Consider the following 24243-nt stretch of genomic DNA (forward strand, 5'->3'; position numbering starts at 1 on the left):
CGGGTTGACCGGGGTGCCGGAACCCGCTGCCTACGCCCCGCCCGCCAGGCGTCCGGCCGCCAGCTCGTCGCCGAGGTCACGGACGAGGTCCGCGCCCAGGCTGCCGGTACGGCGCACCATCCGCTCGAAGGTGGCCAGTTCGCGGAATGCCTCGCCGTAGCGCCGCTGCTCGCCGAGGGGCACCTGGCGGACCTGGAGGCGGCGGACGTCGATCCGAGAAGAGCTCGTCGTGTGGGTTCCGGCTTGCCGGGCGTTGGCCGGGGAGCGGAGTGAACCGGCGAGGAACCAGGCGTCGAGCTGTTCGGGCTGCACCCGCACGGCGTGCAGCTGCGGACCGAGGGCGGTCGGCGGCCCCTCATGGACCCAGGCGGAGAATGCCCGGGTCACCCCCACCACCACGATGTCCCCGGGTTCGGCGATCACGGCCTCGCAGGCTGCCGCGTCGCCGGGGGCGAGCCAGCTTCGGGGTTCGCCGTCCATCAGCAGGTCGGGGACGGTAAGCAGTGGGATGTCGTCGTCGAACGACGGGCCGGTGCGAATCGACTCCTCCGGCGGTTGTTGGCCGCTGCGCAGAGTGAGCGCCCCGGCCCGGGCCAGTTCGGCGACCGTGGTCGCCGACGGCGTGTCCGCCGTGGCCGCGGCGAGGTCGAGCGCCGCGAGATGCCGGGCCGTCCGGCCTACGCTCGCGGTGAGGCCGGTGAACTCGTGCCAGGATTCGGCCATTCGGTGTGCGATGTCCACCGATGACGGGGCGATGTGGCGCCCAGGGGTGAGGTCGACCTCATCGTCGAGGAGTTCGATGACGGGGACTTGTCGCACGTAGGCGGAGGCCTGCGGGGAGCCGGCCTCCCTGACGGCCTCGCGTACAAAGGCGCCGATCGCTGCCCAATCGGGGGCCCACTCCCGCGCCGAGGACCGGGGGAAGCGTGATGCGGCGTCGGCGACCAGCAGTCGGCCGCCCGCCCGCGCCTCCTCCCCGGGTGCAGGCGTCCGCAGCACCCATAGGTGCAGGGAGACGCTGTGCGGCGCCGCACATCCCGGCGGCAGTGCGACGACGGCCCGCAGGTGACCGGTGCGCAGCAGCGAACCGCGGATGCGTCGGCCCGCCTTCCTGGCCGCAACGGCGGGCGGCAGCAGCAGCACGGCGACGCCGCCGGGACGCAGCCGGGCCAGGCAATGCTGGACCCAGGCGAGTTCGGGCTCGGTGCGCGGGGGTAGTCCGTGGCTCCAGCGGGCGTCGGTGGCCAGCTCCTCGTACCCCCAGTCCCGTTCGTTGAAGGGCGGGTTGCACAGGACGATGTCAGCGGGGGAGTCAGCGAACGGGTCGTCGCGCAGGGAGTCCCCCGCCCGTAGGTCGATGCGTGTCCGCTTTCCCTCATCGGCGAGGCGCAGGCGGGCATCCGCCAGTGCGGCGAGGACGGGGTCGCGGTCGCTGCCGAGCAGGGTGACCGCCCCGGCGCCGCATGCCTTCACTGCTTCGGCCGCGGCCACGAGAAGGTGCCCGGTTCCGCAGGCCGGGTCCATGACCGTGGCACCGCCGGCACCGCCGGCACCGCCGGCACCGCCCGCCGCACCGAGAGCGAGGTCCGCCATGAGCGCGGCCAGCGGCTCCGGCGTCGTGGTGATCTGGCGCACATGGACGTCGAGCCAGCGGCGTAGCAGGAACGCGAAGGTCTGCGCGCCTCCTTCGCGCCGCCCTAGGTCCACGACCCGTTCGATCAGCGCCCGCGTCGAGTCCGGGAGCTCCTTGCCTACCTCGTTCTCCCGACCGGAGAGGAGCCGTCCCGCCTCGGCGACGGCGGCCCCGGTCTCATCGCGCCCGCCGAGAGCTTCGAAGCGGGGCCAGAGCCATTCCAGCTCGGTGGACTTCCTGAGTTTCCTGTTGTCGCGCAGCCAGTTCTCGATCTCGAACATGGAGAACTGCGGGTTGACGTCGGTGCCGGCGATCCGCTCGGGGAAGGACGGATGCCGCCGCCGCCAGTTGCTCACGGCGGCTCGCCCCACACCCGCGAGACGGGCAATTTCGGCCAAGGTCACCGGTACGGCACGCGACGTGGACATCTGCCCTCCCAGGGCGTTTCTGATCAACCGTGGATTCTTGCTTCGAAGATGGGTGTGCGATCCAGCCACACTTGTCCCTCCTGCGCCCGCCAGGCTACTACGCCCGTTGACTTTGTTCACAGTCCAGAAGTGACGTTTCAGGCCGCCGACCCCACCCTGTCGAGGAATGTGCTCGGCCGCCCGCTGTACGACACGTACAGCGCCTCCCTGGCCCGGGTGCACGCCACGAACAGCAGGCACCGTTCGGCTGCGAGGTCCGTCGCGTGCTGCAGCGGGTCGACCGCGGCCGGAGTTACCGCGGTCTGGAACGGGAATGCGGAATTCGTCACCCCGGCAACGGCCACACAGCGGAACTCCAGTCCCTTCAAGCTGTGCAGGCTCGAAATCCGCACTCCCGCCGTGCCCTCGGGCTCTCCGTCCTTGACCCGCACCACGGGCAGCCCGGCCTCGGCGAGCCGCTCCCCGATCCCTGTGGTCTGCGTGTGGAACCGGGCACAGACCGCGATCTCCGAGGGGGCGACTCCGGCCGCCACCCAGTCGCGCACCCGGCGGACGACAGCGTCCGCCTCGGCCGACTCCGTCCCGTACCCCTCGCACACAGGTCGTTCCCCGTGGAGCAGGGACCGGTAGCCGGACAGCGAGTCCGGCTCGTCCCCGGTCAGGTCGGTCACCGGCTCCCCGCCGAGCAGCGCCCGCGACCAGCGCAGGATCTCCTCCGTGGAGCGGTAGTTGAGGCGCAGCCTCGCCCCGCGCCCGGCGACGGAGATACCGAGCGAGCGAAGGGAGACCTGGGCGTCGTAGATCCGCTGGTGCGGGTCGCCGGTGAGGAACAGGTCGTCCGGCCCCTCCGGAACCAGCGCCCGCAGCAGGCGCCACTGGGCGGGGTGCAGGTCCTGGGCCTCGTCCACCACCACATGGTCGTACGACGGTCCCTCGCCCGGCTTGTCCCGCAGCAGCCGGGCGGCCTGGGCGCACAGCTGGAGCCAGGTGCAGGAACGGTCGTGGGAGAGCTCGTCCTCGAACTGGGCCATCGCCTGCCACGCGCGCTCGCGCTGCGCCCTCCCCAGTGCGCTGCCGCGCCCGCGCCGCCGGCAGAGGGCGTACTCCGCGTGGGCGCGCAGGTCCTGAGCGAGCACAACGTGCCGGTACTCCTGGGACAGGAAGGCCCCATTCCAGGGCAGCCCGAGCTCTGAGGCAAGACGCTGCCAACGCCGGCGCTCGTCCTTGTCGCCGAGGACGGCGCCCGGCGCACCGTCCAGCTCCTGCACAGTGCGCCGGGCAAGCGCGTCGACCGTGGTGACGGTGACCCGGCCGAGGAGCGCCTGGTCGTGATCGAGGAGGAGAGCGAGCCCGGCGCGCAGGGAACGGGTGAGCGCACCGGTGTACGTGGTGAGCAGGACGCGAGAGTCGGGCGAGCGGTTGAGTAGGTGCTTGACGCGGTGCAGCGCGACGACGGTCTTGCCGGTGCCGGGACCGCCGGTGATCTGGGCGGGACCCCTATATCCGGGCCGGTAGGCGATGCGCCGCTGGGCGGGGTGGAGGAAGATGCGCCAGGCGTCGAAGGGTTTGGCGAGGATGTCGGCGAGCTCCTCGGGCCCGGTGATGAGGGCGATCCGGCTCCGGGTACGGCTGACGGCGGCTGCCAGTTCGCCCTGCTCCGCGTCGCTCTCATCGACGGGTGCGACCTGCCGTACGGTGACGAGATCACGGTAGACCTCGTCGGCGTCGAACCCCTCGGCGAGCAGCCACAGCGCCTCGAACTGATCCTCCGGCATCAGCGACCCGAAGGCCTCCAGCTGGGCTTTGCCGGTAATGGTGCGGGCGGCGCGCAGGGTGACGTCGTCGATACCGAGATGCCGGAGCGCGGTGTCCGACCAGGCGGTGAAGAGGAGTTGGGGCGCGGCCTGGGCCTCCTGCGCGAAGAGCGGGGTGATCTGCTCCATGGCGGTGAGGTCGCGCACTTCGAGACAGCGAGTCACCGCATTGACCGTATAGAGCCGCCGCTTGGCCCACGAGTACGCCTTGTCATGAGAGACGACGTGCACGAGGACGAAGAGGTCGCTGCCGTCGTCAGGCGCGAGCAGCACGATGCGCAGCCCGTCGTCGACCCGGATCGTACGCATGCGCGGGTCGCGCGAGCTGACCACGGACTCCAGATGCAGCCCCTTGTCCGCGTGGAGTTGCGGGACGGTCATGTGCTGGAACTTCCCCATCGCCTTGTGGACACGGGCGCGGGCCGGCTTGTCCAGCCGGTCCACGCCCTCCCAGAAGGTGTTGGTGATCGCGATCTGTGGCATGCCCCTGTCCTCCCCCTGAAACGACACAGCAAGCAAACGTTGACTGAGTTTACAGTCTTCTCTGTCGTCTGGCCGCTGAAGCGTTCCGGAGGGGTGGCTACGGCTCTACCGGCGGCACACGGCCCACACCGTCTTCCCGCCGGGGTGATGCGGGCGTACGCCCCAGCCGTCCGACAGGGTCTCGACGAGCAGCAGCCCTCGGCCCGACTCGACGGCGTCCTCTGGTCGTTGCGCCGTCGGCAGCCGGTCGCCACGAGCGTCGGTGACCTCGATGAGCAGTTCGGTCACATCCAGTCGGAGGTCGAGGCGGGCCTGACGGCCGTGCACCCGGCCGTGCAGGGCGGCGTTCGCGGTGAGTTCAGCGATGAGGATGGCGGCGGGCGTGGCGAGGTCGCCGCCGCGCGGCTCGTCCGGTGACAGATGGAGGGCGAGCCATCGTTCGGCGGCGTGGCGGGCGGCGTGGGCACCGTGTCTGGTGGTGGGGAAGAGGGTGCTGAAGACCAAGGGGTCTGCGTTTGCACGGGGTTGGCGGGTGGCTGTCCCGGATTCCTGGTTCACCTCACCGACAGTGACGTGGCGGATCTACGGTGGGGAGTACCCGACGCGGTACGGCACGTGACTTTCCGGACATACGGGCAGGCCGTCCGGGTGGCGGTCGTGTCTGTACGAGTGTCCGTCCGTGACGTCCGCCGGTGACGGTCGGTGGGCGGTAAGCGGCTTTCCGGTCGATGACAGGATCAGGAACGGGACGGGTGGTACGTGATGGTGGCACGGGGCGGGACGAGTGCGGAGGACCCGGCGGGGTCGGAAGAGGCCGCGGATCTGTTCCGTGCCATCGGCCGCGTGATCAAGGCCGCGCGGGAACGGGCCGGGATGAGCCAGCGTGAGCTGGGCGGGCGGGTCGGTTACGGCGAAGAGCAGATCTCGTCGATCGAACGGGGGCGGCGGACGCCGCAGCCGGATTTCCTGGTGACGGTGGACGAACTTCTGGGGTGCGGTGGGTTGCTGGCGGTGACGGCGGAGGATGTGGAGCGGGCGAAGACGCGGCGGCGGGTGCGGCATCCGGATTGGTTCCAGGATTACGCGGATCTGGAGGCGAAGGCGGTCGAGTTGCACTACTACGCTGCGCTCTCTCTGCCGGGTCTGCTCCAGACCGAGGGACACGCGCGTGCTGTCTTCACCAGCCGCCGCCCGTTGCTCGACGAAGCGACCATCGAGCAACGAGTGACCGCCCGGCTGGCACGGCAGCAGATCCTGACACGGTGGCCCCCGCCACTCGTCTCGTTCACCGTTGAGGAGTCCGTCCTGCAACGGCCGACGGGATCCTCAGCGGTTCACGGTGAGCAGTTGCGTCGTCTGGTCGATGTGGCGCCACTGCGCAATGTGGAGCTTCAGGTCATGCCTACGGACCGCACGGACCACCCCAGCCTGGGCGGCCCCTTCACCTTGCTCGTCCCACCGGGCAAATCGTAGCTCGCGTACGTGGAGGTCCAGAACGTCAGCCGACTCGTGAGGGAACCGGAGGAGGTCCGTATGCTGGCCGCGCGCTATGGCAGCATCCGCGCCCAGGCCCTCAACCCAAGCGAGTCCCTGGCCTTGATCGAGAAGTTGCTGGGAGATCGATGAGCACCGAACAGCCCCCACGGCTCCAGTGGTTCAAGAGCTCGTACAGCAGTGGAGAGGGTGGCGAATGCGTCGAGGTCGCCTCCGACCGCGCCGCCATCCACGTACGGGACTCCAAGGAGCGCGGCGGCCCCCAGCTCACGTTCACGCGCGACGCATGGGCCACGTTCGTTGCGGACGTCGGGCGGGGCTGGTCCCACTGACCGGCCCCGCCCGATTCATTCCCGCTCAGCTGTCGTGCCGAGGCCCCTGGCCTGGCGGCGGGTCCAGCAACGTCTGGTACGCGCTGCCGGCCCTACTTGCCTCCTCCATGCGGTCGTAGGCGTGGAGGATGAGGTCCCGCGTGCGGTAGGTGCCGTGGGCGGCCTCGTCCTCGCGCTTGACCACCGGGAAAGTCTCCATGACGTACTGAATGTCGTCGCGGCTCACCCCATAAAGGCGGAATAGTGCGGCATCCAGTTCGGCGCGCAGCAGGTGACGACGGTTGCTGCTCCATCGAAACGGTGACCCGGAATATCCAAGGTCCTTGGCAAAGGACGTCATGTCCCTGCTGGTCCAGGAAAGTTCAGCCACCCGAGCGATGAACCACTCAGTCCCGCCGGGCGCCTCGGCGAAATCCGACGGCTCGGGTACTGGCAGCTGGTACAGGTAGCCGTATGTCAGGTGCGTGCCTGCGATCTTCTGACGGATCGCATAGTCGAAGACGTATGACGACAGGCACGCCTGCAACAGAGCTGCTGCCTCTGCATTCGACGGAAACATGAGCGGGTTGGTGTGGCCGACGCCGAAGGGGGGCAACACCGTGGCCATCGTCGTCCGCGTATCCGTAGACCGCGCGATGTCCCGCCACCCCAGCAGCCACCCGTGCCACCACTCCCGCTCCCTCAACCGTGATGCCACCCCCGGCCACATGATCGGAGTCAGGTTCTTGTCCCGCTTCCCCGAGTCCAGGTCGAACTCTGGTACCCAGTAACGAGGCAGCGGCGCGAAGTCCGGATCGTCGTGCTGCTCCGGCGTGGCACGGGGCAACGTTCCCACGTTCGCCTGGGCCTGCGTCTGCCCCTCATACGTGCCGAGCCGGTGGTCGAAGTGGTGGAGCATCTTCGCCTCGTACAGCGGCAGGTAGCGCTGCCCGTCGCCCGGGTCCGTGAAGACGTTCCCCTTCAGCTTCCAACCCTCGGCCTCCAGCTCCGCCTTGCCACGGAACAGGTGCGAGTCGTTGGACATGTGGAACATGGTCATGAAGGTCAGGCCCCACGGGTCCGTGGCGCCCTTCCCCTCCGTGTCTGGCTCCCGCTTGAGGATCGGGACGCGCCGGTAGATTCCAAGGGTGATCTCTGCGTCTCGGCGGCTGCGGAACACCGGCAGGGTGCCGGTATTGGGGTTGACGAGGAGGATCTCCTCCGGCGGCATGGCAAAGCGGCGCTCGTGGAGGTCCTCCATGTGCCGGGTGCCGAAGGCGAAGGATGCCTGCTCCACTCGCTCGCTCCGGCCGGTGACGGTCAGCAGCGAGAAGCGCACCCGGTGGTCTACGTCCCTGCTGAGGATGAACGCCTCATTCTCGAAGTCCAGGAAAGACGAAAGCCGCGAGGTGCGCACCAGGTCGGAGAAGAACGGCGCGGTCGTCGCGTCGGTGGCGATGCCGGTCGGCAGGACGAGGCCGAAGTGTCCGGTGGGGGCGATGCCGAGGGAGGCGGCTTCGGCGAAGACCGCGTACGTGTTGACGTCGCCGCGCCCGGCGAGCGGGAAGCGCCCCGAGCTGCGCAGCAGATGGCTGACGCCTTCGGAAATGCGGCGCGCGGCGATGAACTCGGCGTGGAGCGCCCGGTCCGACTCCTCTCGGCTCTCGGCGAGGGCGTCGATCAGGAGCTCGCGAGCTGCCTTGTTCTCGGCGGTAGCGACCTTCTCGTCGCGGGTTGCGAAGAACTCCTGCTCCTGAAGCTTGACCCGCTCCCACGGCGGATTCCCCAGCACACAGCTGAACCCACCCCTCCACCCCGTCCGCTCGTCCACACCCGGCGCCGCCGGATCGGCCGGCACCCGGAACACCTCGGGGAACTCCAGGTGCCAGTGGAAGAAGCGGTACTTCTTGCGCAGATGGCGCACCGTGCGCACTGTGCCGTCGGGCAGGCTCGCATCGGCGTCGACCTTGGCGTCGGTGTCACCTTCCGCAGCGTGCAGGGAAAGCAAGGAGTCGGTGGTGAGGGCGGCCGGGGAGGTCCCCTCGGACTTCTTCCACACGAAGGCCGCGCACCAAGCATCGGCGAGCCTGAGCGCCCTGACGTAGTTCTTGGACGTGGTCAGTTCATGGTAGGCGCGGGCCTGGCCCTGGACGTCTTCAAGGACCATCGACGGGGAGGCCGTGATGGCCGAAGCATCCCTGCTTATGGCCGCATTGGAGATCTCCAGCGCATGCTGCTCGGAGAACAGGGCGTCGTGGTTGGCGCCGTGCCGCAGCGCCGCGAGCCACCGGTCCCGCTCGCTCGCGTTACGGGCCTTCAGGTTCTTGACCGACTTGGACTCGTCGCCCTCCAGGACCTTGAACGCCTCGTCGGGCAGGCCGGCGGCGAGCAGTTTCGGCGTCGTACCGAGGAGCCCGTTGCCGTGCTTGATGTGTGCGTCGAGGAAGGTGAGCGGGCGTCCCGGCTCCATGGCCTCGATCCACAACGACACCTTCGCCAGTTCGACGGCCATCGGGTTGAGGTCTACGCCGTACACGCACCGGGAGATGACGTCGCGCAGGGCGTGCCGCACGTCCTCGGCGCCCGGCTCCGGATCGTCGGTGCGGACCTCCGCGAGGCGGCGGGCGATCCGGCGGGCCGCGGCGACCAGGAAGTGGCCGCTGCCACAGGCCGGGTCGCAGACGGTCAGGGCGAGCAGGGCCGCCTCCCGCTGCTCCTTCGTCGTTCCCGAGAGGACAGCCTTTTCGATGACCGGGTCGAGGGCGGAGTCGAGGAGGCAGTCGATCAGCGGCGAGGGGGTGTAGTAGGAGCCGGAGGTCTTGCGGTCGTTGCCGTCCAGCTTCTTCAGGACGTAGGAGCCGTCGGCCTCCTGGCGGGGTTCGAGTTCGAGCAGCGACTCGTAGACCGAGCCGAGTTCGTCAGCGCCCAGGTGCCGGTAGTCGACTTTGCGGGGCCTGCCGAGCTTGGTGTCGAAGATGACGGCGAGGGCCCGGACCGCCGTGTAGAGGGCCTCGTTGGTGAGGGAGAGACCATCCAACCTGTGGTCGGCGTCGGTGGGTTCGAAGAGGCCGCCGAGCGCGGGCAGGCCCAGTTCGGGACGGCCACCGGGCTCGCCGAGGCCCTTGACGACGAGGGTCAGGGCCTCCCACTGGTCGCCGTGGGGAGTGCCGGTGCGGCGGGCGAGGCGGCGCAGGCGGGCCGTGGAGAAGTACTTCTCGTACCGGCCGCGCGGGCTGTCGGCGGCGTCCGGGTCCAGGAGCAGGCCACGGTCCTCGGTGACGAAGAGGAAAAGCAGCCGGTAGACGAGCCGCAGGAGGGCGGGGTGGAGGTCGCGGACGCTGCTGGAGCGGGTGCGCAGGGCCTCGCGCAGGTCCCCGTTGTCGGGGTGGGCGATGAGCCCGCTGCCGATCACGGTGAGTGCCCTCTCAACGCCCTTGCGGAGCTCCTTGAGGGCGCGGGTGCCGGAGTCGATGGCCTCGGTGCGCCACTTCTCCAGCGGGCAGGACGAGGCGGGATCGCCCTCGAAGCGGGTGCGGTGCAGCAGCCGCCACAGCAGGACGAAGTCGTCGGACCGCTTCCCTTCGAAGATCGCCTGGAGGTCGAACTCGATGAACGCGGCACCGGTCAGCGACGCGGACTCACGCAGCAACCGCAGTTGGCGGCCGTTGGACAGGACACCCCACAGGGCCGAGTCGCTGGAGCGGTTGAGGTATTCCTGGACCATGGACTGCGGGGCCTGGGGCGCCACGTCGGGAGTCCGGTGGTCCAGGGGCACGTTCCAGCCGGTGAGGTGCACGGGCACGTGTGCCCACCGGTGACTGACCGGGAAATTCTTCGCCTGGTCGTGGGCGGGCAGGCCCGGTTCCGGCACAGTGGACAGCGCGCCGAAGCCGAGCTGCTCGAACAGGGGCAGCAGCCAACGCTCGGTGGTGAGTCCGACGGCGTGTACGCCGGTGTCGCCGTCCGCCCCGTCGCGGGCGAGGGCTTCCTGGTAGGCGGCCCAGACGCCGTGCAGATAGCCCCAGGAGCGCTCGGCAGCGTCACGTACGGAGTCGCCCTTGGCGAAGAGCCGGTAGTCGGAGGGCTTGGCGCCCGACTGCTCCTTGCCCTCCTTGATCCGTACCAGAAGGTCGTACGGCAGCAGGCCGCCCACGGTGGCGACGGTGTCGGTGACCAGGGTCCTGGCGATGCTCATGCGTCCGCTCCCAGCTGGATCTTGGCGTCCGGGCGGTAGAGGAAGACGCCGAGGACGTCCGGATCGCCCTGCGGGGCGGCCCTCAGGCCGGCGAGACGTGCCCGGGCTGCCGCGCGGACGCGGTGGTGGGATGCCTCCAGCTCCTTCGCGGCGGCCTTGGACCGGACGCGCAGCTCATCCATCAGGCCGGTGTCGAGGGCGGCGAGGATCTGAGTGATGTGGTCGGTGGCGAACCCGGGGTCGGAGTTGCCGGTGGCGCGGGCGGCGAGGAGCGCCAGGGCGTCCTCGTCCGGGAGCCACTGCGGTGCTTCGGGGCTGCCCTGGAAGGCCACGACTCGTGCGTCCTCGGCGAGCTGGGTGCGCACTCCGCCGTCGCGGGTCGGCAGGCTGAGCTGGAAACGGTGGCGTACGAGCAGCATCGTGGTGGGTCGCCGCACCGCGGTCGTGCGGACCACTCCGCAGCGGCGGGCCGGGCGCTGCCAGTCCGGGAACTTCTCGTCCAGCGCGGTGTCCAGTACGAAGCGGGCGGTCGCGGCCACCACCGGGTCGGTACGGGTAAGCGCCACCTCGCCGCGCGGGGCGCTCGGCGCGTCGTGGAAGACGACCGGGCGCGGATGGCGGGGGCCGAGCGCGGCGGTGACGGCGTCCCGCAGGCCCTGTGGCAGGGCGTCGGTGTGCGCGGTGAAACCGCCCTGCTTGCGGTCGGCGGGCACACCGCGCAGCGCGCCGAGCGCGCGGCGGGTGAACTCCGTGACCTCCTCGCCGGTGCCGAGCGCGGCGCGGATCTCGGCGACCTCGGCGGCCACCTCCTCCTTCTTGATCGTGTTCTGGGCGTAGCGGGAACGGGACGCCTTCTCGCGTTCTGCGGAGGACTCCCAGGCGATCTCCAGCTGCTCGGCGGCGGGCACCTGGTCCCGCCCGAACAGCCCCTCCTGTTCGAAAGCGGGGGTCTCACCTTGCAGAATCAGCTTTTCGAAGACCGCCTGCATGGCGCTCTCCGCCTGCTGCGGTACGGGGACGGAGATGCCGGTGGCGCGGCGGATCTGCTCGTGCTTGCGCAGCAGCACCTTCAGGACGATGTCGTCGACGGGGTTGTCCGCCCCGTACAGGGTGAGCGCCTTCACGACGTCGGTGCGCTGCCCGAAGCGGTCGACGCGGCCTTCGCGCTGCTCGTGGCGGGTCGGGTTCCATGCCAGGTCGTAGTGGACGACGGCATCGAAGGACCCCTGGAGGTTGACGCCCTCCGACAGACAGTCGGTGGCCACCAGGACGCGCCGCTCGGGCGCCGGGTCGCCGTTCTCGTCGGCGCCGGTCAGTGCGGCGATCCGGTTGAGCCGCATGTCGGGCGCGAGCTCGCCGGTGACGGAGGCGACCGCTACCGGGTGCTCGGTCCCCTTCTTGTTGAACACCTTCGCCAGGTGGTCGGCCACGTAGTCGGAGGTCGCGATGTAGCGGCAGAACACGATCGGCCGGTAGCCGGCGTCGAGGAGGTCGGTGACCGTTGTTACCAGCTTCTTGAGTTTGGCGTCACGGGTGGGGCCCGAGAGCTTCTTGGCGGCCTCCGCCATGGCGACCAGGCGGGCCTTCTCCTCGTCGCCGACGGCTTCGTCATCCGTGGCAGTGGGCAGCAGACTGCCCGGGACCTCGTCGGCAGCCTGCGCGCTGTCGCTGTCGGCCGGGTCGGAGACCGTGGACTGTCCGGTGTGGTCCGCCTCGTCGGGGGTGCCCGCCTCCTGGACGCCCGCCCTGGTGTTCAGGGACCGTACGGCGGCCGCGGGTGAGGAGGACAAGGTGCGCAGCAGTGCCAGCGTCGACCACCAGCGCTGACGCTGCTGGAGCGCGCCGTCTGCGGAGCGCACCGTCTCGCGGGCGTATGCCAGGACCTCGCCGAGCAGCGTGCGGTAGTCGCGGTGCAGGGTGTAGGAGACCTCGGCGGAGTCACGGGTGGAGGGGAAGTGGGCGCCGTCCTGGAAGTCCTCACGGATGTCGGCGCGGCGGCGCTGCACGAAGAACTGGGCGAGCAGCTCACGCCCCGCACGGGTGTCGAAACTGACCGTGGCGAGGCGCGCGTCCAGCAGCCCGAGCAGCCGGCGGAAGGGCTCTTCCTTGCCACTGTGCGGGGTGGCCGTGACCAGGAGCAGGTGCCGGGCCGAGTCGTCGGCGAGCGCGCGCAGGAGTCCGTACCGCTGCTGCGAGGTGCGTGCAGCGACGCGGGCCGTCGAGTCCGCGACGCAGGTGTGTGCCTCGTCGACGATGACCAGGTCGGGGCAGTTGCGCAGGAAGTCCTCGCGGTGCCGGGGCGACTTGATGAAGTCGGTCGACACGACGTACACGCCGTCCTGGCGGAACACCGACTGCCCGTACGGCGTCTCGCGCTCCAGGCGGCCGATCGTGGCTGGCAGCACGAGGCGCGCGTCGATGCCGAACTTGCCCTGCAGCTCGGCCCGCCACTGTTCGGCCAGCGCTGGCGAACACAGCACCACCAGGCCGCGGGCGTCACCCTGGGCGAGCAGCTCGGCCGCGATGAGCCCCGCCTCGATGGTCTTGCCGATGCCCACGTCGTCGGCGATCAGCAGCCGCACCGTGTCCTGGCGCAGCGCCATCATCAGCGGCACCAGCTGGTAGGGGCGCGGGTCCACGGCGATCGAGGCGAGGGACCGGAAGGGACCGGCCCCGGCCCGGAATCCGATCCGCAGGGCGGTGCGCAGCAGACCGGCGGTGTGCTGGTCGCCGAGGTCGGAGGGCGTGGGCGGGGCGAACGTGGCGGGCACCACGGTCTCCAGACCGGGCAGCACTCCCGCGATGTCGACATCGGCCCCGCCCAGCGGGCGCAGCACCAGCAGCTCCTCGGAGGACTCGGGCAGCACCACCCACTCACGGCCCCGGGCGCGGACGAGGGAGCCGACGGCGTACTTCGGGGCCGGCGGGACGGTGGTGGTCATACGGGCCTTCCGGGGTGGATGCATGGGGATGTACGGGCGGTGCTGGGACGGAACGATCGGCCGGCGGGACGCGCAACCCGTCGGCCGACGCTCCAGGACACGTGTTCGGCCGCAGGTCAGCGGCGGGGTTCGCCGAACACCTGAGGGTACTCGGCGACCTTCTTCGACCAGTCGTCGTCGAAACGGACCCGGACCACGTCCCAGCCGATCTCCTTCAGCCGCTCCTCCGCCTCCTCGTCGCGCAGCGCGATGTCGGAGTGGTCGTGGTGCGGTCCGTCGACGAAGACCGCGATCGGGCCGAACCCGGTGTCGTACACAAAGTCCGGCTTGGACAGGGCCTCGCGCACCTTGACCTGCTGGTGGTCGGGCAGCCGGTGGCCGTGTGACTTCAGGTACTCGACGAAGCGCTCCTCGAGGCGGGAGTCGGCACCCTGACTGAGCGAGTCCGCGTGCTCGTCCCGCGACCGGCCCGGGATGCTTCCGCCGACGCTTCCGCCCGCGAAGGCCTGCAGCAGTTCGCTCACCAGACGGCGGTCGATGGCGCGATGGTGGCGCTGGTTGCCGAAGGAGAGCAGGCAGTCGTAGCAGCCCTTCTCGCACGGGTCGCCGTTGCTCTTCTCGTCGCCGCGATCGCGGCCCAGCTGGTCGAAGTGGGCGATGTCCAGTGCCTTGCGGGCCGCACGGGCCAGCGCGTCCGGCTCGGCCTGGAGACGCCGGAGCACCCCGGCGCCACCCTCGGCGCTCTCGATGAACAGCAGCCGCTCACGCGGCCCCTCGAACGGCGGAAGTTCCTCCGTGTCCAGTTCGGAGTCCTCCAGCTGGAACTCGGCCTCGATGCCTCGTTCCAGGGCGTACTGGAGGGTGACGGCGGTGTCCCGGTCGACCGGCTCGGCCAGCTTGACGACGAGGATGTTCCGGGTGTCCTGCACATACGGGATCACGGGCATCTTACGGTTCGCCTTCTCGGCGTCCGCGAGGCCCTCTTGCTCCTGAAGCGGCTCCCGGCCGCCCTGCTTGGCAGTGCTGCCGGCGAGCCACTCCCCGGTCACCGGATCCATCCAGAAGCCGATCTCGCCCTTGCCGACGGACCGGCGGTAGCCGAGGTTGGTGAGCCGGACCGTGGCGCTGTCCCCGTAGGCGAGTTCCGCGAGGGCGTGGCCGGACGCGCCCTGCGCCGTGGCCCGCAGCGAACCGTCCCGTCCGTCCTCGTGCTTCTTGAAGCGGTAGGAGATCTCCACCTTGTAGCCGGTGCGCTGGCGCTCCTCCTCGTCGGAGGAGATCCGGTCGCGACGATGGGTGAAGACGGTGTGCAGGTGCAGCAGACCCGTGCGCGCGTCACCGAGATTGGCATCGCAGCCCCCGCAGGTGTCCTCCCGCAGTTCCTCCGGGGACAGATAGCCGCAGAGCCCGCAGACCTTCGCGCTCTCGGTGGTCAGTTCACCCGCCGTGTCCGGGGGCAGCTGCACCCGGTCCACCTTGTAGCGGCTGCCCTCGTGGTAGATCAGCGCGCCGGGCCCGAACTCGCGGATCGCGATGAACCTGGACCGCTGTAGATAGTCGCCGTCGTAGCCGCGGGGGCCGGTGCGGCCCGTGCCCGGGATGTAGGCGGCGAGCGGCAGGCGGGGGAAGGAGTAGCCCGGCAGGAAACCCTCGGAGGCGAAGTAGCGATACGGGAAGAAGTCGGACATCACGGTCCGCTCGCCGCCCTGCTCGTTGCGGAGCAGCGCGAGCTGGTTCTCGGCCTGGGCGCGGCGGCGCTTGGCCTGGTCCTTGGAGCGGCCGGTGGCGGTGCGGTTGAGGATGTTGTCGTGCTGGATTTCCCGCTCCTGGAGGGCGCTCCTGAAGAGGTTCGTCCAGCGCCCGCAAGCGTTACGGAAGCTGCCCGGCGCGGCCTTGACGGTCTGCTCCAGCCACTGCTCGTGCCACCAGGACGTGGCACGCAGCACGTCGAGACAGCCGGCCAGGACACTGCGGGCCCGCAGCAGGGCGCGCCGCTGTGCGTCCTGGTTGTCGATGTGCTCGGCGACGGATGGCAGCACGGTGAACGGGGGATTCTTGCCGGCGGAGTCGAGCAGCCGGGTCATGCTGGTGCCGAGGTCGAGTCTGGTCTCGGCGAGCCAGATCGCGTGCACATGGGAGGCGAGCAGATCCTCGTTGCCCAGGTCGAGCCGCGGCGGGGCGACGGCGCCGGCCACCATCTGCTTGCGCCGGGTGAAGTAGTACTGGTCGTGGCTGTTGCCGGTGGCGCAGTACGTGGTGACGAGCGCGGGCTGCCCGCTGCGGCCCGCGCGGCCCGAACGCTGCGCGTAATTGGCGGGCGTCGGCGGTACGTTGCGCAGGTTGACCGCGTTGAGGCTGGCGATGTCGACACCGAGCTCCATCGTCGGCGAGCAGTACAGGAGCGGCAGCCGGGTGCCCTCGCTGAACAGGTCCTCGCGCTCCTGGCGGACTTCGGGGTGGACCTGAGCTGTGTGCTCGGCGGCGTGCAGACCGGCAAAGGTGACCGCGATGTCCCGGTAGAGGCGCTTGAAGAAGGCGTTGACGCGAGGCCCGCGTTCGTTGCGATAGGTGCGCCGTAGCCGGTCCACCGCGCCGTGGTCGTCATCGCGGGCGTGCCAGCGGATCACCGTGTGGTTGATCTGGTAGCCAGGCTCCTCGCCCCGCCCCTGGGGGACCTCGGTGAGGACCCCCCGTCCGCCAGGACGGCGAGCAGGTCGCGGATGACCTTCTGGGTCTCGTCCAGCGAGAGCCCGTGCCCCCAGTCGGGGAAGGTAGCGGGCTTGCGGACATGACGGCCGAAGGCGCCGCGGCCGGTGAGGTTCAGCTCGCTGCGGCCCCGGCCGGTGCGGCCGGGGCGTCCGGCCCGGGCGACGGCGACACCGGCCGTCGGCGGTGCTGCCTCCGTGTCGGCGATTCCCCACGCGTCGTTGAGCCTGGCCGACTCCTTGCGCAGTTCGGCGAACTTGGCTTCGGTGAAGTAGGGGGTGTCCACGGCGCGCTGGCGGCGCAGCTCGTCCATGAGGACTGTGGACAGCCGGCGGCGGACCTCGGGGGTGGCCGTCCGCAACGGACCTGCGGCCTTCTCCCACCGATCCTCGGCTCCGGCGATGGCCTCCAGGCCTGCGTACTCCAGGCCGAGCAGCCCGGTCTGCTCCAGGTTGGGCATGGTGATGCGCCAGCCGCGCTCCAGATCCAGGAAGAGGCGGTACTCGGCGATCGCGGCCAGAGCTTCGAGTGTGCCCTCGGCCAGCTCCTCGATCTCGGTGGGCTTGGCTGCGAACTCGTGCGGGGAGAGCCCCATCGCCGCCACCACCTCCTCGCCGAGCCGCTTCCAGCGCAGTCCCTTCTCGCCTGCTGCGACCATCGCCCGGTAGAGGGCGCCGCGCAGCTGGCTCACCATGACGAAGTCGTTGAAGTGCCCCGACTGGAGGCTCGCGTCCTGGCGGTTGTCGACGAAGGTGAGCAGCTTGCGTGCGTCCTTCTTGAGCTCCGAGGCGGGAATGCTCTTCAGGTGACGCACGATCGAGGCACTGATGACCGAGGTGGCGGTCGAGCGGCCCTCCTGGTCGAGGGTCATCAGCTTGGCGAAGTCCCGTTCCCTGACCTGCTCGTAGCTGGTGCCGCACTCCAGACAGAAGAGGAACGGGGCCGGCAAATAGGCTGCGTACAGCCCGCCGTTCGCCTTGCCTCCGCCGGTACCGTCCGGGCGTACCCACACCGGCTGCGGCGCCCGCTTGCGGCGGCTGGCGGTGAGTACCGGGGCACCCTTGCGCTCGTCGAAGGTGAGCCAGCTGTCGGGGAAGCGCCGCTGCTCGATGGCGTCCCCGACCTGCTCCGGCCACGGGTTGGCGGCCGAGACGTACAGATATCCCTGCTCGTCGTCCTCGTCCTCCCGCGTACGGAAGGAGATGCTGCCGTCGTCGCGCTGCTCGCGGGCCACCGCCAGGTACTCCTGCCCGCACTCACGGCAGAAGGAGAGCGGCAGCAGCAGTTTCTCGGGGGCGTTCGGGACGCGCTGCTGGTAGGTGCGGGTGATGTGGCGGTCGTTCTCCCGCTCCAAGGAGACGTAGACGGAGCCGCCCTTGGACAGGAACTGGTGCAGCCGGAAGGCGAACAACGGGCGGTCGTCCTCGGTGCTGCGGGTGCGTGAACCCGCCTGAAGGGTGGTCCGGATGGCCTCCACACAGGCGTTGTACCACTGCTCCTCGACGTCGCTGTCGTCGATATCGAACGCTTCGGAGCGCAGCAGCCGGGCGGCGTCCTCCACGGTGAGCGGTTCGGCGCGCACCAGGAGCGTGCTGCCGTCCTCGTCCTCGGTCTCAACCAGGCCGAAGGTCGTCTCGATCCACCGAGCCAGCGGATCGGCAGCCAGCCGTCCGTACGCCGCCGGCGGGTTGTTCTCTCTTACGCACGCTGCGAGTTCGGCCGGCGTGGGTACGGCATCACCGGTCGCCCGCACCAGGGTCTCGCCGACCACCCGCTTCGGGGAGATCTTCGTGTCGAAGAGGGTCGAGGCGACCCGGGCGACCTCACGGCGCCGCGAGGCGGGTGTGCCGCCAGTGGCCATCGTTGCCGACGTGCCCACGCACTGCAGGCCCGGCGACTGGCAGGCCTCACGCACCCGCCGCACCAGCATGGCGACATCGGCGCCCTGCCGCCCTCGGTAGGTGTGCAGCTCGTCGAGAACGAGGAAGCTCAGCCCCTTGGCCGCCCCGATGAGCTCCTGGCGCTCCTCGGGCCGGGTGAGCATCAGCTCCAGCATCACGTAGTTGGTGAGCAGAATGTCTGGCGGCGACTTGCGGATGGCGTCCTTCTCGGCCTTCTTCTCCTGGCCGGTGTAGCGGGCGTAGGTGACCGGTTCGTTGCCCTTGCCGTATCCAGCGGTGAGGAACTTCCTCAGCTCGCGCTCCTGGCTGTTGGCGAGGGCATTCATGGGGTAAACGATGATCGCCTTGATGCCGGGCGCGGCCCCGGCCTCCTTCTCACGCAGCACCCGGTCGACGATGGGCACGATGTAGCCGAGGCTCTTGCCGGAGCCGGTGCCGGTGGTCAGCACGAACGAGGACCTCGACGCAGCCGCCTCGATTGCTTCCCGCTGGTGTTGGTGGAAGCGGATCGGGCGGACGCTCTCGCCCGGATCCTCCTTGCCCGTACGGAAAATGTCCGCGCACTCCGGGTGCAGCAGCCCTGCCGGGTGTGCGAGATCCTCGACCGAGCCGCCGGGCGCGAAGCTCGGGTTGAGGGAGAGGTAGGGGTTCGGCCACTGATCTCCGTCGGCGAACGACTTCGACACCTTCTCGTCGATCCGGCGGTCGTCGATCACCACTGATCCGGAGGTGTACTCCTTGTAGTCCCGGATAAGCCGCTGGTGCACCCTGAAGACGTCCACGTGTTCCCCACTTGTTCCAGAAGCGGTCCGGGAGCAACGGTAGTCACCCGCGTCCGCAGCGCGCCGCGCTTCCCTTGATCGTACGTTGCACATCACAACATGCAACTGTGAACTCAGTCAATGCCTATTTGTGGCGGCGAGTGGGACACATATGCGCCGTGCGCATGCCAGACTCTCTCCGATGCCTCTGCTCTGCGGTCGCATCGGGCCACGGATCAGACGGACCCGGACGGAGTCGCCCCGCACATGGACATCGGACCTGTGATCGCCAAGCGCTACCGGATCAAACAGGAGATCGGATCCGGCGGGATGGGCGTGGTCTGGCTCGCTCACGACGAACACCTCGGCCGCGACGTCGCGCTCAAGACCATGAACGTGACCCCCGGCCTGACCGAGAGTCAGCGGACCCGGGATGCTGCGCGGTTCCAGCGCGAGGCCCGTGCCGCCGCCCGCCTGGACCACACCGGCATCGCGACCGTCTACGACCTCGGCGAGGAGAACGGCACTCGGTTCCTGGTCATGCAGTACGTGACCGGCATCGACCTCGATGACCGGATTGCCGAAGAGGAACGGCTGAGCGTCCAGGAGACCGCGTCCATCGGGGTGCAGATCGCCTCCGTCCTCGGCTCCGTGCACGCCCGCGACGTCGTCCACCGCGACCTCAAAGGCCGCAACGTCATCATCCGAACCGATGGCGTGGTCAAAGTCCTCGACTTCGGCGTCGCCGCTTTCCTCGAACCCGGCACCGCCAAGCTCACCGCCACCGGCGAGCGGCCCGGCAGCCTGGAATGCATGGCCCCCGAACAGGTGCTGTGCAAGCCGGTCGACCACCGCACCGACCTGTACGCCCTCGGCTCCCTGCTCCACAAGATGCTCACGGGCGAACCGGTCTTCGAGCACCGCTCGGAACTCCTACTTCCTGGCCTCATCCTCGACCGGCCACCTACACCTCTGCGTGACCTGCGCTCCGACACCCCCAGCGACCTGGAAGCCCTTGTACTCCAGCTCCTCGCCAAGGACCCGCGCGAGCGCCCCGCCCATGCGGGCGAGGTCTGGCGGCGGCTTGCCCCCTGGCTTCCCGAACGTGGCGACCCGGCGGCGGCGCTGACCCCTTGGGTCGAAGTTGACCCCTTGCGCCCCTTCCGGCACCCGATGGGTCCGGAAGCGCGGCCGGTGCGAGCGTGGGCGAACATGCGGCAACCGGGCCACGAAAAGTGATGTGCAGGTCTGTCCCTGTCTGGCCTCTATGGCAATGAGGATGCACCAGGCGGACGCCTCCCGCTCGGCTTTGCGGCCCGAGAACCTCACAGCGACTCGGTGCCTTGCATGTGGAAGAAGCCCTCAGTTGGCGCCTATTCTGCTGACATCGCGGCGAGCTTGAGCACCGTGTTCCAGTTGCGGGCCGTCGCGGTCACTCCCAGTTTCTTGTCGGTGAACAGCAGGGCGAGACGGGACTTCTGGATGCCGGTCGGCAGGTGCAGATAGATCTCGTGCGGGGCCCTGGGGTCGGCGAGCCGGAACTCCTCCGGGGTGTAGGCCGCGGGGTCGATGGCGGTCAGGCGTTCCTGCTCCGGCGGGCCGGACAGGAAGGTCACCAGGAACCGGGACGGGTCGATGCCTTCCATGTCGAAGGGGTTGTGGTCGACCACCCGCTGGAGATCGGCGCCGTCCCGCACCAGGCAGCGGATGGTGAGCCCCAGCTCCTCGGTGATGCGCGCCTCCAGGTCGGTGGCCAGCGCGGCCGGATCGGCCCGGGGGTGGCCGAAGACGGCGTTGCCGCTCTGGAGATGGGTTCTGACGTCCGTACAGTCCAGCCCGGTCAGCAGCTCGCGCAGGGTCTGCATCGGCACCTTGTTCTTGCCGCCCACGTTGATCCCGCGGAGCAGCGCCACATAGCTCGTCACGCGGCCCACCGTAGACCAGGGGTCGGACAATGCCTCAGAGGTCCGGTAGCGGAGTTCGGGCATCGGGCTCGGCGGCCGGAGCGGACCCGAGCGGACCCGTTGTGACACGCCCCAATTCGTTGATCTCCATACCGTCATCCTGCCGGGCTTCGCCCGTTCGGAGGACGTGGGGGCTGACGTAACGGTTCGGCAGGGGTGGCGCTGGCTACGTTCGCGGATATGAACCTCACGAGTGAGCGTCCCGCTGTCACCGAACTGCGGTTGTCCGCCTTCAAGTCGCACCGGGGCGCGAGCTTCGCGCTGGGTCCGCTCACCCTGCTCGCCGGCGCCAGCGGGACGGGGAAATCGAGCGTTCTGGAGGCGCTGAGCGCGCTGGGGCGGCTCGCCGGCGGAGAGACGCTGAGCGAGGTGTTCGACGGCTCCGGGAACGGCTCCGGGAACAGGGCGGGGAGCGTGCGGGGCGGGGCCGCGGCCTGCGTGCCGCAGGGCGCGCAGCCGGACGCGGAAGGGCGGCGCGGATTCCGGATCGGCTGCACGGTCACCGGACCCGTCGGACCGGTCCGGCTGGATGTGGCCGTTCAGGCCGAGCCCGAACTGCGCATCGTCGGCGAGCGGTTGACCGGTGGCGGGGAGACGCTGCTGACCACCGCGCTGCGCGACCCGGAACGGCGCACCGTCCAGGCGGCGTGGCACACGGCGGGCCTGGTGCCCGTCACCCGCGCGCCGCTCCCCGACGATCTGCTGGCGACGGCGCTGCTGCCGCTGCGCGTCGCGGGCCGCACCGAGGGCCAGCGGCTGGTGCTGGCGGCGGTGGAACAACTGGTGCTGGCGTTACGCGGGGTGTTCCCGGTGGACCCCCGGCCGGAGACGATGCGGGCGCCGGTGGACGCCGGGGACGGGATGCTCCGCCGCGGCTGCGAGAACCTCTCGGCGGTGCTGGCCAGGACCGAAGGCGAGTGCCGTACGCGGCACGCGGCGCTGGTGCGGGCGATGCGGGAGGTCTGCAGCCCGCCGGTCGACGGGCTGACCGTCCTGCGGTCCCGGGCGGCCGGCGCCGATTCCGGGGCCGAACTGCGGTCGGTGATCGCGGCGGTGGACCGCGGGCCGCTGGGTCTGGTGCCGGTGGACCGGCTGGGCGACGGCGAACTGCGCTTCCTGGCCATCGCGTTGGTCCTGCTGACCGGACCGGGGGTGCTGGAGGTCGACACGAGCGCCGAACTCCTCCCGGCCGCCCAGGTACTGACCGTGCTCAGTGACGGTTTCGATCTGGGGATGGACCGCCGGCAGACCCGTGAGCTGCTCTCCCTGGCGGGCATGGCGGCCGGCCGCGGTCACATCCGGCTGCTGGGCGCGGTGCACGACGCCTCCGTCGCCGAGGGGTTGGGCGGGGTGTCGGTCATCGACTTCGTCCGCCCGCGGCGGCCGGAGCAGGCGGGGGCCGAGGCGGAGACGCCGGGGACGGCAGGCGCGGATCCCGGCACCGAGCTGTGGACCGAGCCGCGGACGGAGCCCGAGACCGAGCCGGGGCCGGAAGCGGGGGAGGGCGTCGGGGAGCGGGTGCCCGCGCGGTCGGCGCCGACCATGCGGTAGACCTGTGCGGATGAGCGAGGATCTGCAGGCGCTGCAGCGCCGTCTGACCGCCTTCGCGGCGGCCAGGCGCTGGCAGCAATATCACGTACCCAAGAACCTGGCCGCGGCGTTGAGCGTCGAGGCGTCCGAACTGCTGGAGATCTTCCAGTGGATGACCCCGGAGGAGGCGGGCCGGGTGATGGCGGACGCCGGGACCGCGCACCGGGTGGAGGACGAGGTGGCGGATGTCCTGGCGTATCTGCTGCAGTTCTGCCAGGTGCTGGAGATCGATGTGCTGAAGGCCCTCTCGGCGAAGATCGACCGCAATGAACTGCGCTTCCCGATGCCGGCGGAGGACGAGGGGCCGGGCACGCTTCACCCGACCGGGTGACCGGGATATCCACAACCGGCGAGTAATCCACAGGCGATGGGACCCCCCTTCCGCTCGCGGCCACCGACCGTCACTCTGGGTAACAGGTCGGTAGCAAGCAGCGGCAGGGGGAGTACATCATGGACGCGGTACGGCTCATCCTGGCCACCCGGCACGCCCTCGAGCAGGCGTGGCAGGTGGAGGACCTGATCACGGAGGCGTGGCAGGCGCAGGCACTCGCCGAGGCGGTGGGCGGTCATCTCGCCCTGCACGGACCGGCGGAGCTGCGGGCCGCCGGGCTCTCGGTGGGCGAGACGGGCGGCGGCCGGGTCTGCGGACCGACTGGGCTCTCGGGCCTGCCGGGCGTCCGTCCGGAGACCGTCCGGGCGTCGATACTCACCGGCGTGCGGGAACCGGCCCGTGCGCTGACGGAACTGCGGGACCTGCTCTCGGAGCTGGGCGCGGCCCTCGTGGGGCTGGCCTGTTCCGCGGAGGAGGAGGCGGTGTACTGGCAGTGCATCGACGCGATGGACGCCGCCGAGGATTCCAAGGACCGGGTCTGCGCGCTGCTCGGCGCGCTGGGCGCATGAAACCGCCCGGCTCATGATCCGGGGTCCGGCCCGCCCTGGACACACCCACCGGTGCACAAGATCGGCGACGCCGTACGCGTGGTTGACGTGCGGGGCGGTCCGGCGTGGAGGATGGGAGGCATGGATCTTCGTATTTTCACCGAGCCCCAGCAGGGGGCCACCTACGACACCCTCCTCACGGTCGCCAAGGCCACCGAGGATCTCGGATTCGACGCCTTCTACCGCTCCGACCACTACGTGAGCATGGGTGGCGGAGACGGGCTGCCGGGCCCGACGGATGCCTGGATCACCCTCGCCGGGCTGGCCCGTGAGACCCGCCGCATCAGGCTCGGCACCCTGATGACGGCCGGCACCTTCCGGCTGCCGGGCGTGCTCGCCATCCAGGTCGCGCAGGTGGACCAGATGTCGGGCGGGCGCGTCGAACTGGGACTGGGCGCCGGCTGGTACGAGAAGGAGCACACCGCCTACGGCATCCCGTTCCCGAAGGAGAAGTTCGGCCGGCTGGAGGAGCAGCTGGCGATCGTGACCGGCCTGTGGGCCACGCCGGTCGGTGGCACGTTCGACTTCGACGGGACGTACTACCAGCTCAAGGACTCGCCCGCGCTGCCCAAGCCGGTCCAGACGAAGATCCCGGTGCTGATCGGCGGGCACGGTGCCAAGCGGACCCCGGCTCTCGCCGCCCGCTACGCGGACGAGTTCAACATCCCGTTCGCTTCCGTCGAGGACAGCAGGCGGCAGTTCGGCCGGGTGCGTGAGGCGGCCGAGGCGGAGGGGCGCAAGAAGGACGAGCTGGTGTACTCCAACGCGCTGGTCGCCTGCGTCGGCCGGAACGACGCCGAGGTCGCGCGCCGTGCCGCGGCCATCGGCCGGGAGGTCGACGAGCTGAAGGCCAACGGGCTGGCCGGGTCCCCGGCCGAAGTGATCGACAAGATCGGCCGGTACGCCGCGACCGGCTCCACCCGCTTCTATCTGCAGATCCTCGACCTGGGCGATCTGGACCACCTGGAACTGATCTCCGCCGAGGTCCAGTCCCAACTCACCTGAACTCACCTGCAACTGAACTGAACTGAACCCATCCGAGCTGACCCTTTGAAGGAATCTCCGGCGCACCCGATCCGGGG

Annotated in this window: 14 protein-coding genes and 1 pseudogene; 7 read left to right on the forward strand and 8 right to left on the reverse strand. The window is 70.0% G+C overall.

Annotation, left to right across the window (positions count from 1 at the left end; all coding sequences use genetic code 11):
- Nucleotides 1-30: 30 nt before the first annotated feature.
- The 3 genes from LNW72_RS29575 to LNW72_RS29585 form a co-directional block, all read right to left on the reverse strand.
- Nucleotides 31-2061 (reverse strand): N-6 DNA methylase, encoded by a 2031-nt coding sequence (locus LNW72_RS29575; protein WP_250978140.1) that lies wholly within the window; start codon nt 2059-2061, stop codon nt 31-33.
- A gap of 137 nt (nt 2062-2198) precedes the next feature.
- Nucleotides 2199-4358, reverse strand: coding sequence for a UvrD-helicase domain-containing protein (locus LNW72_RS29580; RefSeq protein ID WP_250978141.1), 2160 nt, complete (start codon nt 4356-4358; stop codon nt 2199-2201).
- A 105-nt stretch (nt 4359-4463) separates the two neighbouring features.
- Nucleotides 4464-4862: an ATP-binding protein gene (locus LNW72_RS29585; RefSeq protein ID WP_250978142.1), complete on the reverse strand. Its 399-nt coding sequence runs from the start codon at nt 4860-4862 to the stop codon at nt 4464-4466.
- Between the two features lie 258 nt (nt 4863-5120).
- Between LNW72_RS29585 and LNW72_RS29590 the strand changes: the two are divergent.
- Nucleotides 5121-5984: pseudogene (locus LNW72_RS29590) on the forward strand (Scr1 family TA system antitoxin-like transcriptional regulator).
- Nucleotides 5981-6184 carry a DUF397 domain-containing protein gene (locus LNW72_RS29595; RefSeq protein WP_250978143.1) on the forward strand — a complete coding sequence of 68 codons (204 nt, stop codon included), beginning with the start codon at nt 5981-5983 and terminating at the stop codon, nt 6182-6184. The pseudogene LNW72_RS29590 and the gene LNW72_RS29595 overlap by 4 nt, the downstream one beginning before the upstream one ends.
- 25 nt (nt 6185-6209) lie before the next feature.
- Here LNW72_RS29595 and LNW72_RS29600 read toward each other — a convergent pair whose 3' ends face one another.
- From LNW72_RS29600 to LNW72_RS29615, 4 genes are all read right to left on the reverse strand, one after another.
- A complete protein-coding gene (locus tag LNW72_RS29600) occupies nt 6210-10358 on the reverse strand; it encodes an Eco57I restriction-modification methylase domain-containing protein (protein WP_250978144.1) in 4149 nt (1382 codons plus the stop codon).
- Complete coding sequence (locus LNW72_RS29605; protein WP_250978145.1) at nt 10355-13300, reverse strand: helicase-related protein; 2946 nt, start codon at nt 13298-13300, stop codon at nt 10355-10357. Before LNW72_RS29605 ends, LNW72_RS29600 begins: the two co-directional genes overlap by 4 nt.
- Before the next feature lie 116 nt (nt 13301-13416).
- Nucleotides 13417-15927, reverse strand: coding sequence for a helicase-related protein (locus LNW72_RS29610; RefSeq protein ID WP_250978146.1), 2511 nt, complete (start codon nt 15925-15927; stop codon nt 13417-13419).
- Entirely contained in the window at nt 15924-18689 is a 2766-nt protein-coding gene (locus tag LNW72_RS29615) for a DEAD/DEAH box helicase (protein WP_250978147.1), read from the reverse strand. The genes LNW72_RS29610 and LNW72_RS29615 overlap by 4 nt, the downstream gene beginning before the upstream one ends.
- Before the next feature lie 246 nt (nt 18690-18935).
- Between LNW72_RS29615 and LNW72_RS29620 the strand changes: the two genes are divergently transcribed.
- Nucleotides 18936-19907 (forward strand): serine/threonine-protein kinase, encoded by a 972-nt coding sequence (locus LNW72_RS29620; RefSeq protein ID WP_250978148.1) that lies wholly within the window; start codon nt 18936-18938, stop codon nt 19905-19907.
- A 134-nt stretch (nt 19908-20041) separates the two neighbouring features.
- Here LNW72_RS29620 and LNW72_RS29625 read toward each other — a convergent pair whose 3' ends face one another.
- Nucleotides 20042-20593 (reverse strand): DUF1697 domain-containing protein, encoded by a 552-nt coding sequence (locus LNW72_RS29625; RefSeq protein WP_250978149.1) that lies wholly within the window; start codon nt 20591-20593, stop codon nt 20042-20044.
- 219 nt (nt 20594-20812) lie between these two features.
- Between LNW72_RS29625 and LNW72_RS29630 the strand changes: the two genes are divergently transcribed.
- From LNW72_RS29630 to LNW72_RS29645, 4 genes are all read left to right on the forward strand, one after another.
- Complete coding sequence (locus LNW72_RS29630; RefSeq protein WP_250978150.1) at nt 20813-22183, forward strand: ATP-binding protein; 1371 nt, start codon at nt 20813-20815, stop codon at nt 22181-22183.
- A 10-nt stretch (nt 22184-22193) separates the two neighbouring features.
- Nucleotides 22194-22553: a nucleotide pyrophosphohydrolase gene (locus LNW72_RS29635; protein WP_250978151.1), complete on the forward strand. Its 360-nt coding sequence runs from the start codon at nt 22194-22196 to the stop codon at nt 22551-22553.
- 119 nt (nt 22554-22672) lie between these two features.
- Nucleotides 22673-23122, forward strand: coding sequence for a DUF6099 family protein (locus LNW72_RS29640; RefSeq protein WP_250978152.1), 450 nt, complete (start codon nt 22673-22675; stop codon nt 23120-23122).
- 120 nt (nt 23123-23242) lie between these two features.
- Nucleotides 23243-24166 carry an LLM class F420-dependent oxidoreductase gene (locus LNW72_RS29645; protein ID WP_250978153.1) on the forward strand — a complete coding sequence of 308 codons (924 nt, stop codon included), beginning with the start codon at nt 23243-23245 and terminating at the stop codon, nt 24164-24166.
- Nucleotides 24167-24243 lie beyond the last annotated feature (77 nt).

The sequence above is a fragment of the Streptomyces sp. RKAG293 genome (assembly GCF_023701745.1).
Lineage (GTDB): Bacteria > Actinomycetota > Actinomycetes > Streptomycetales > Streptomycetaceae > Actinacidiphila.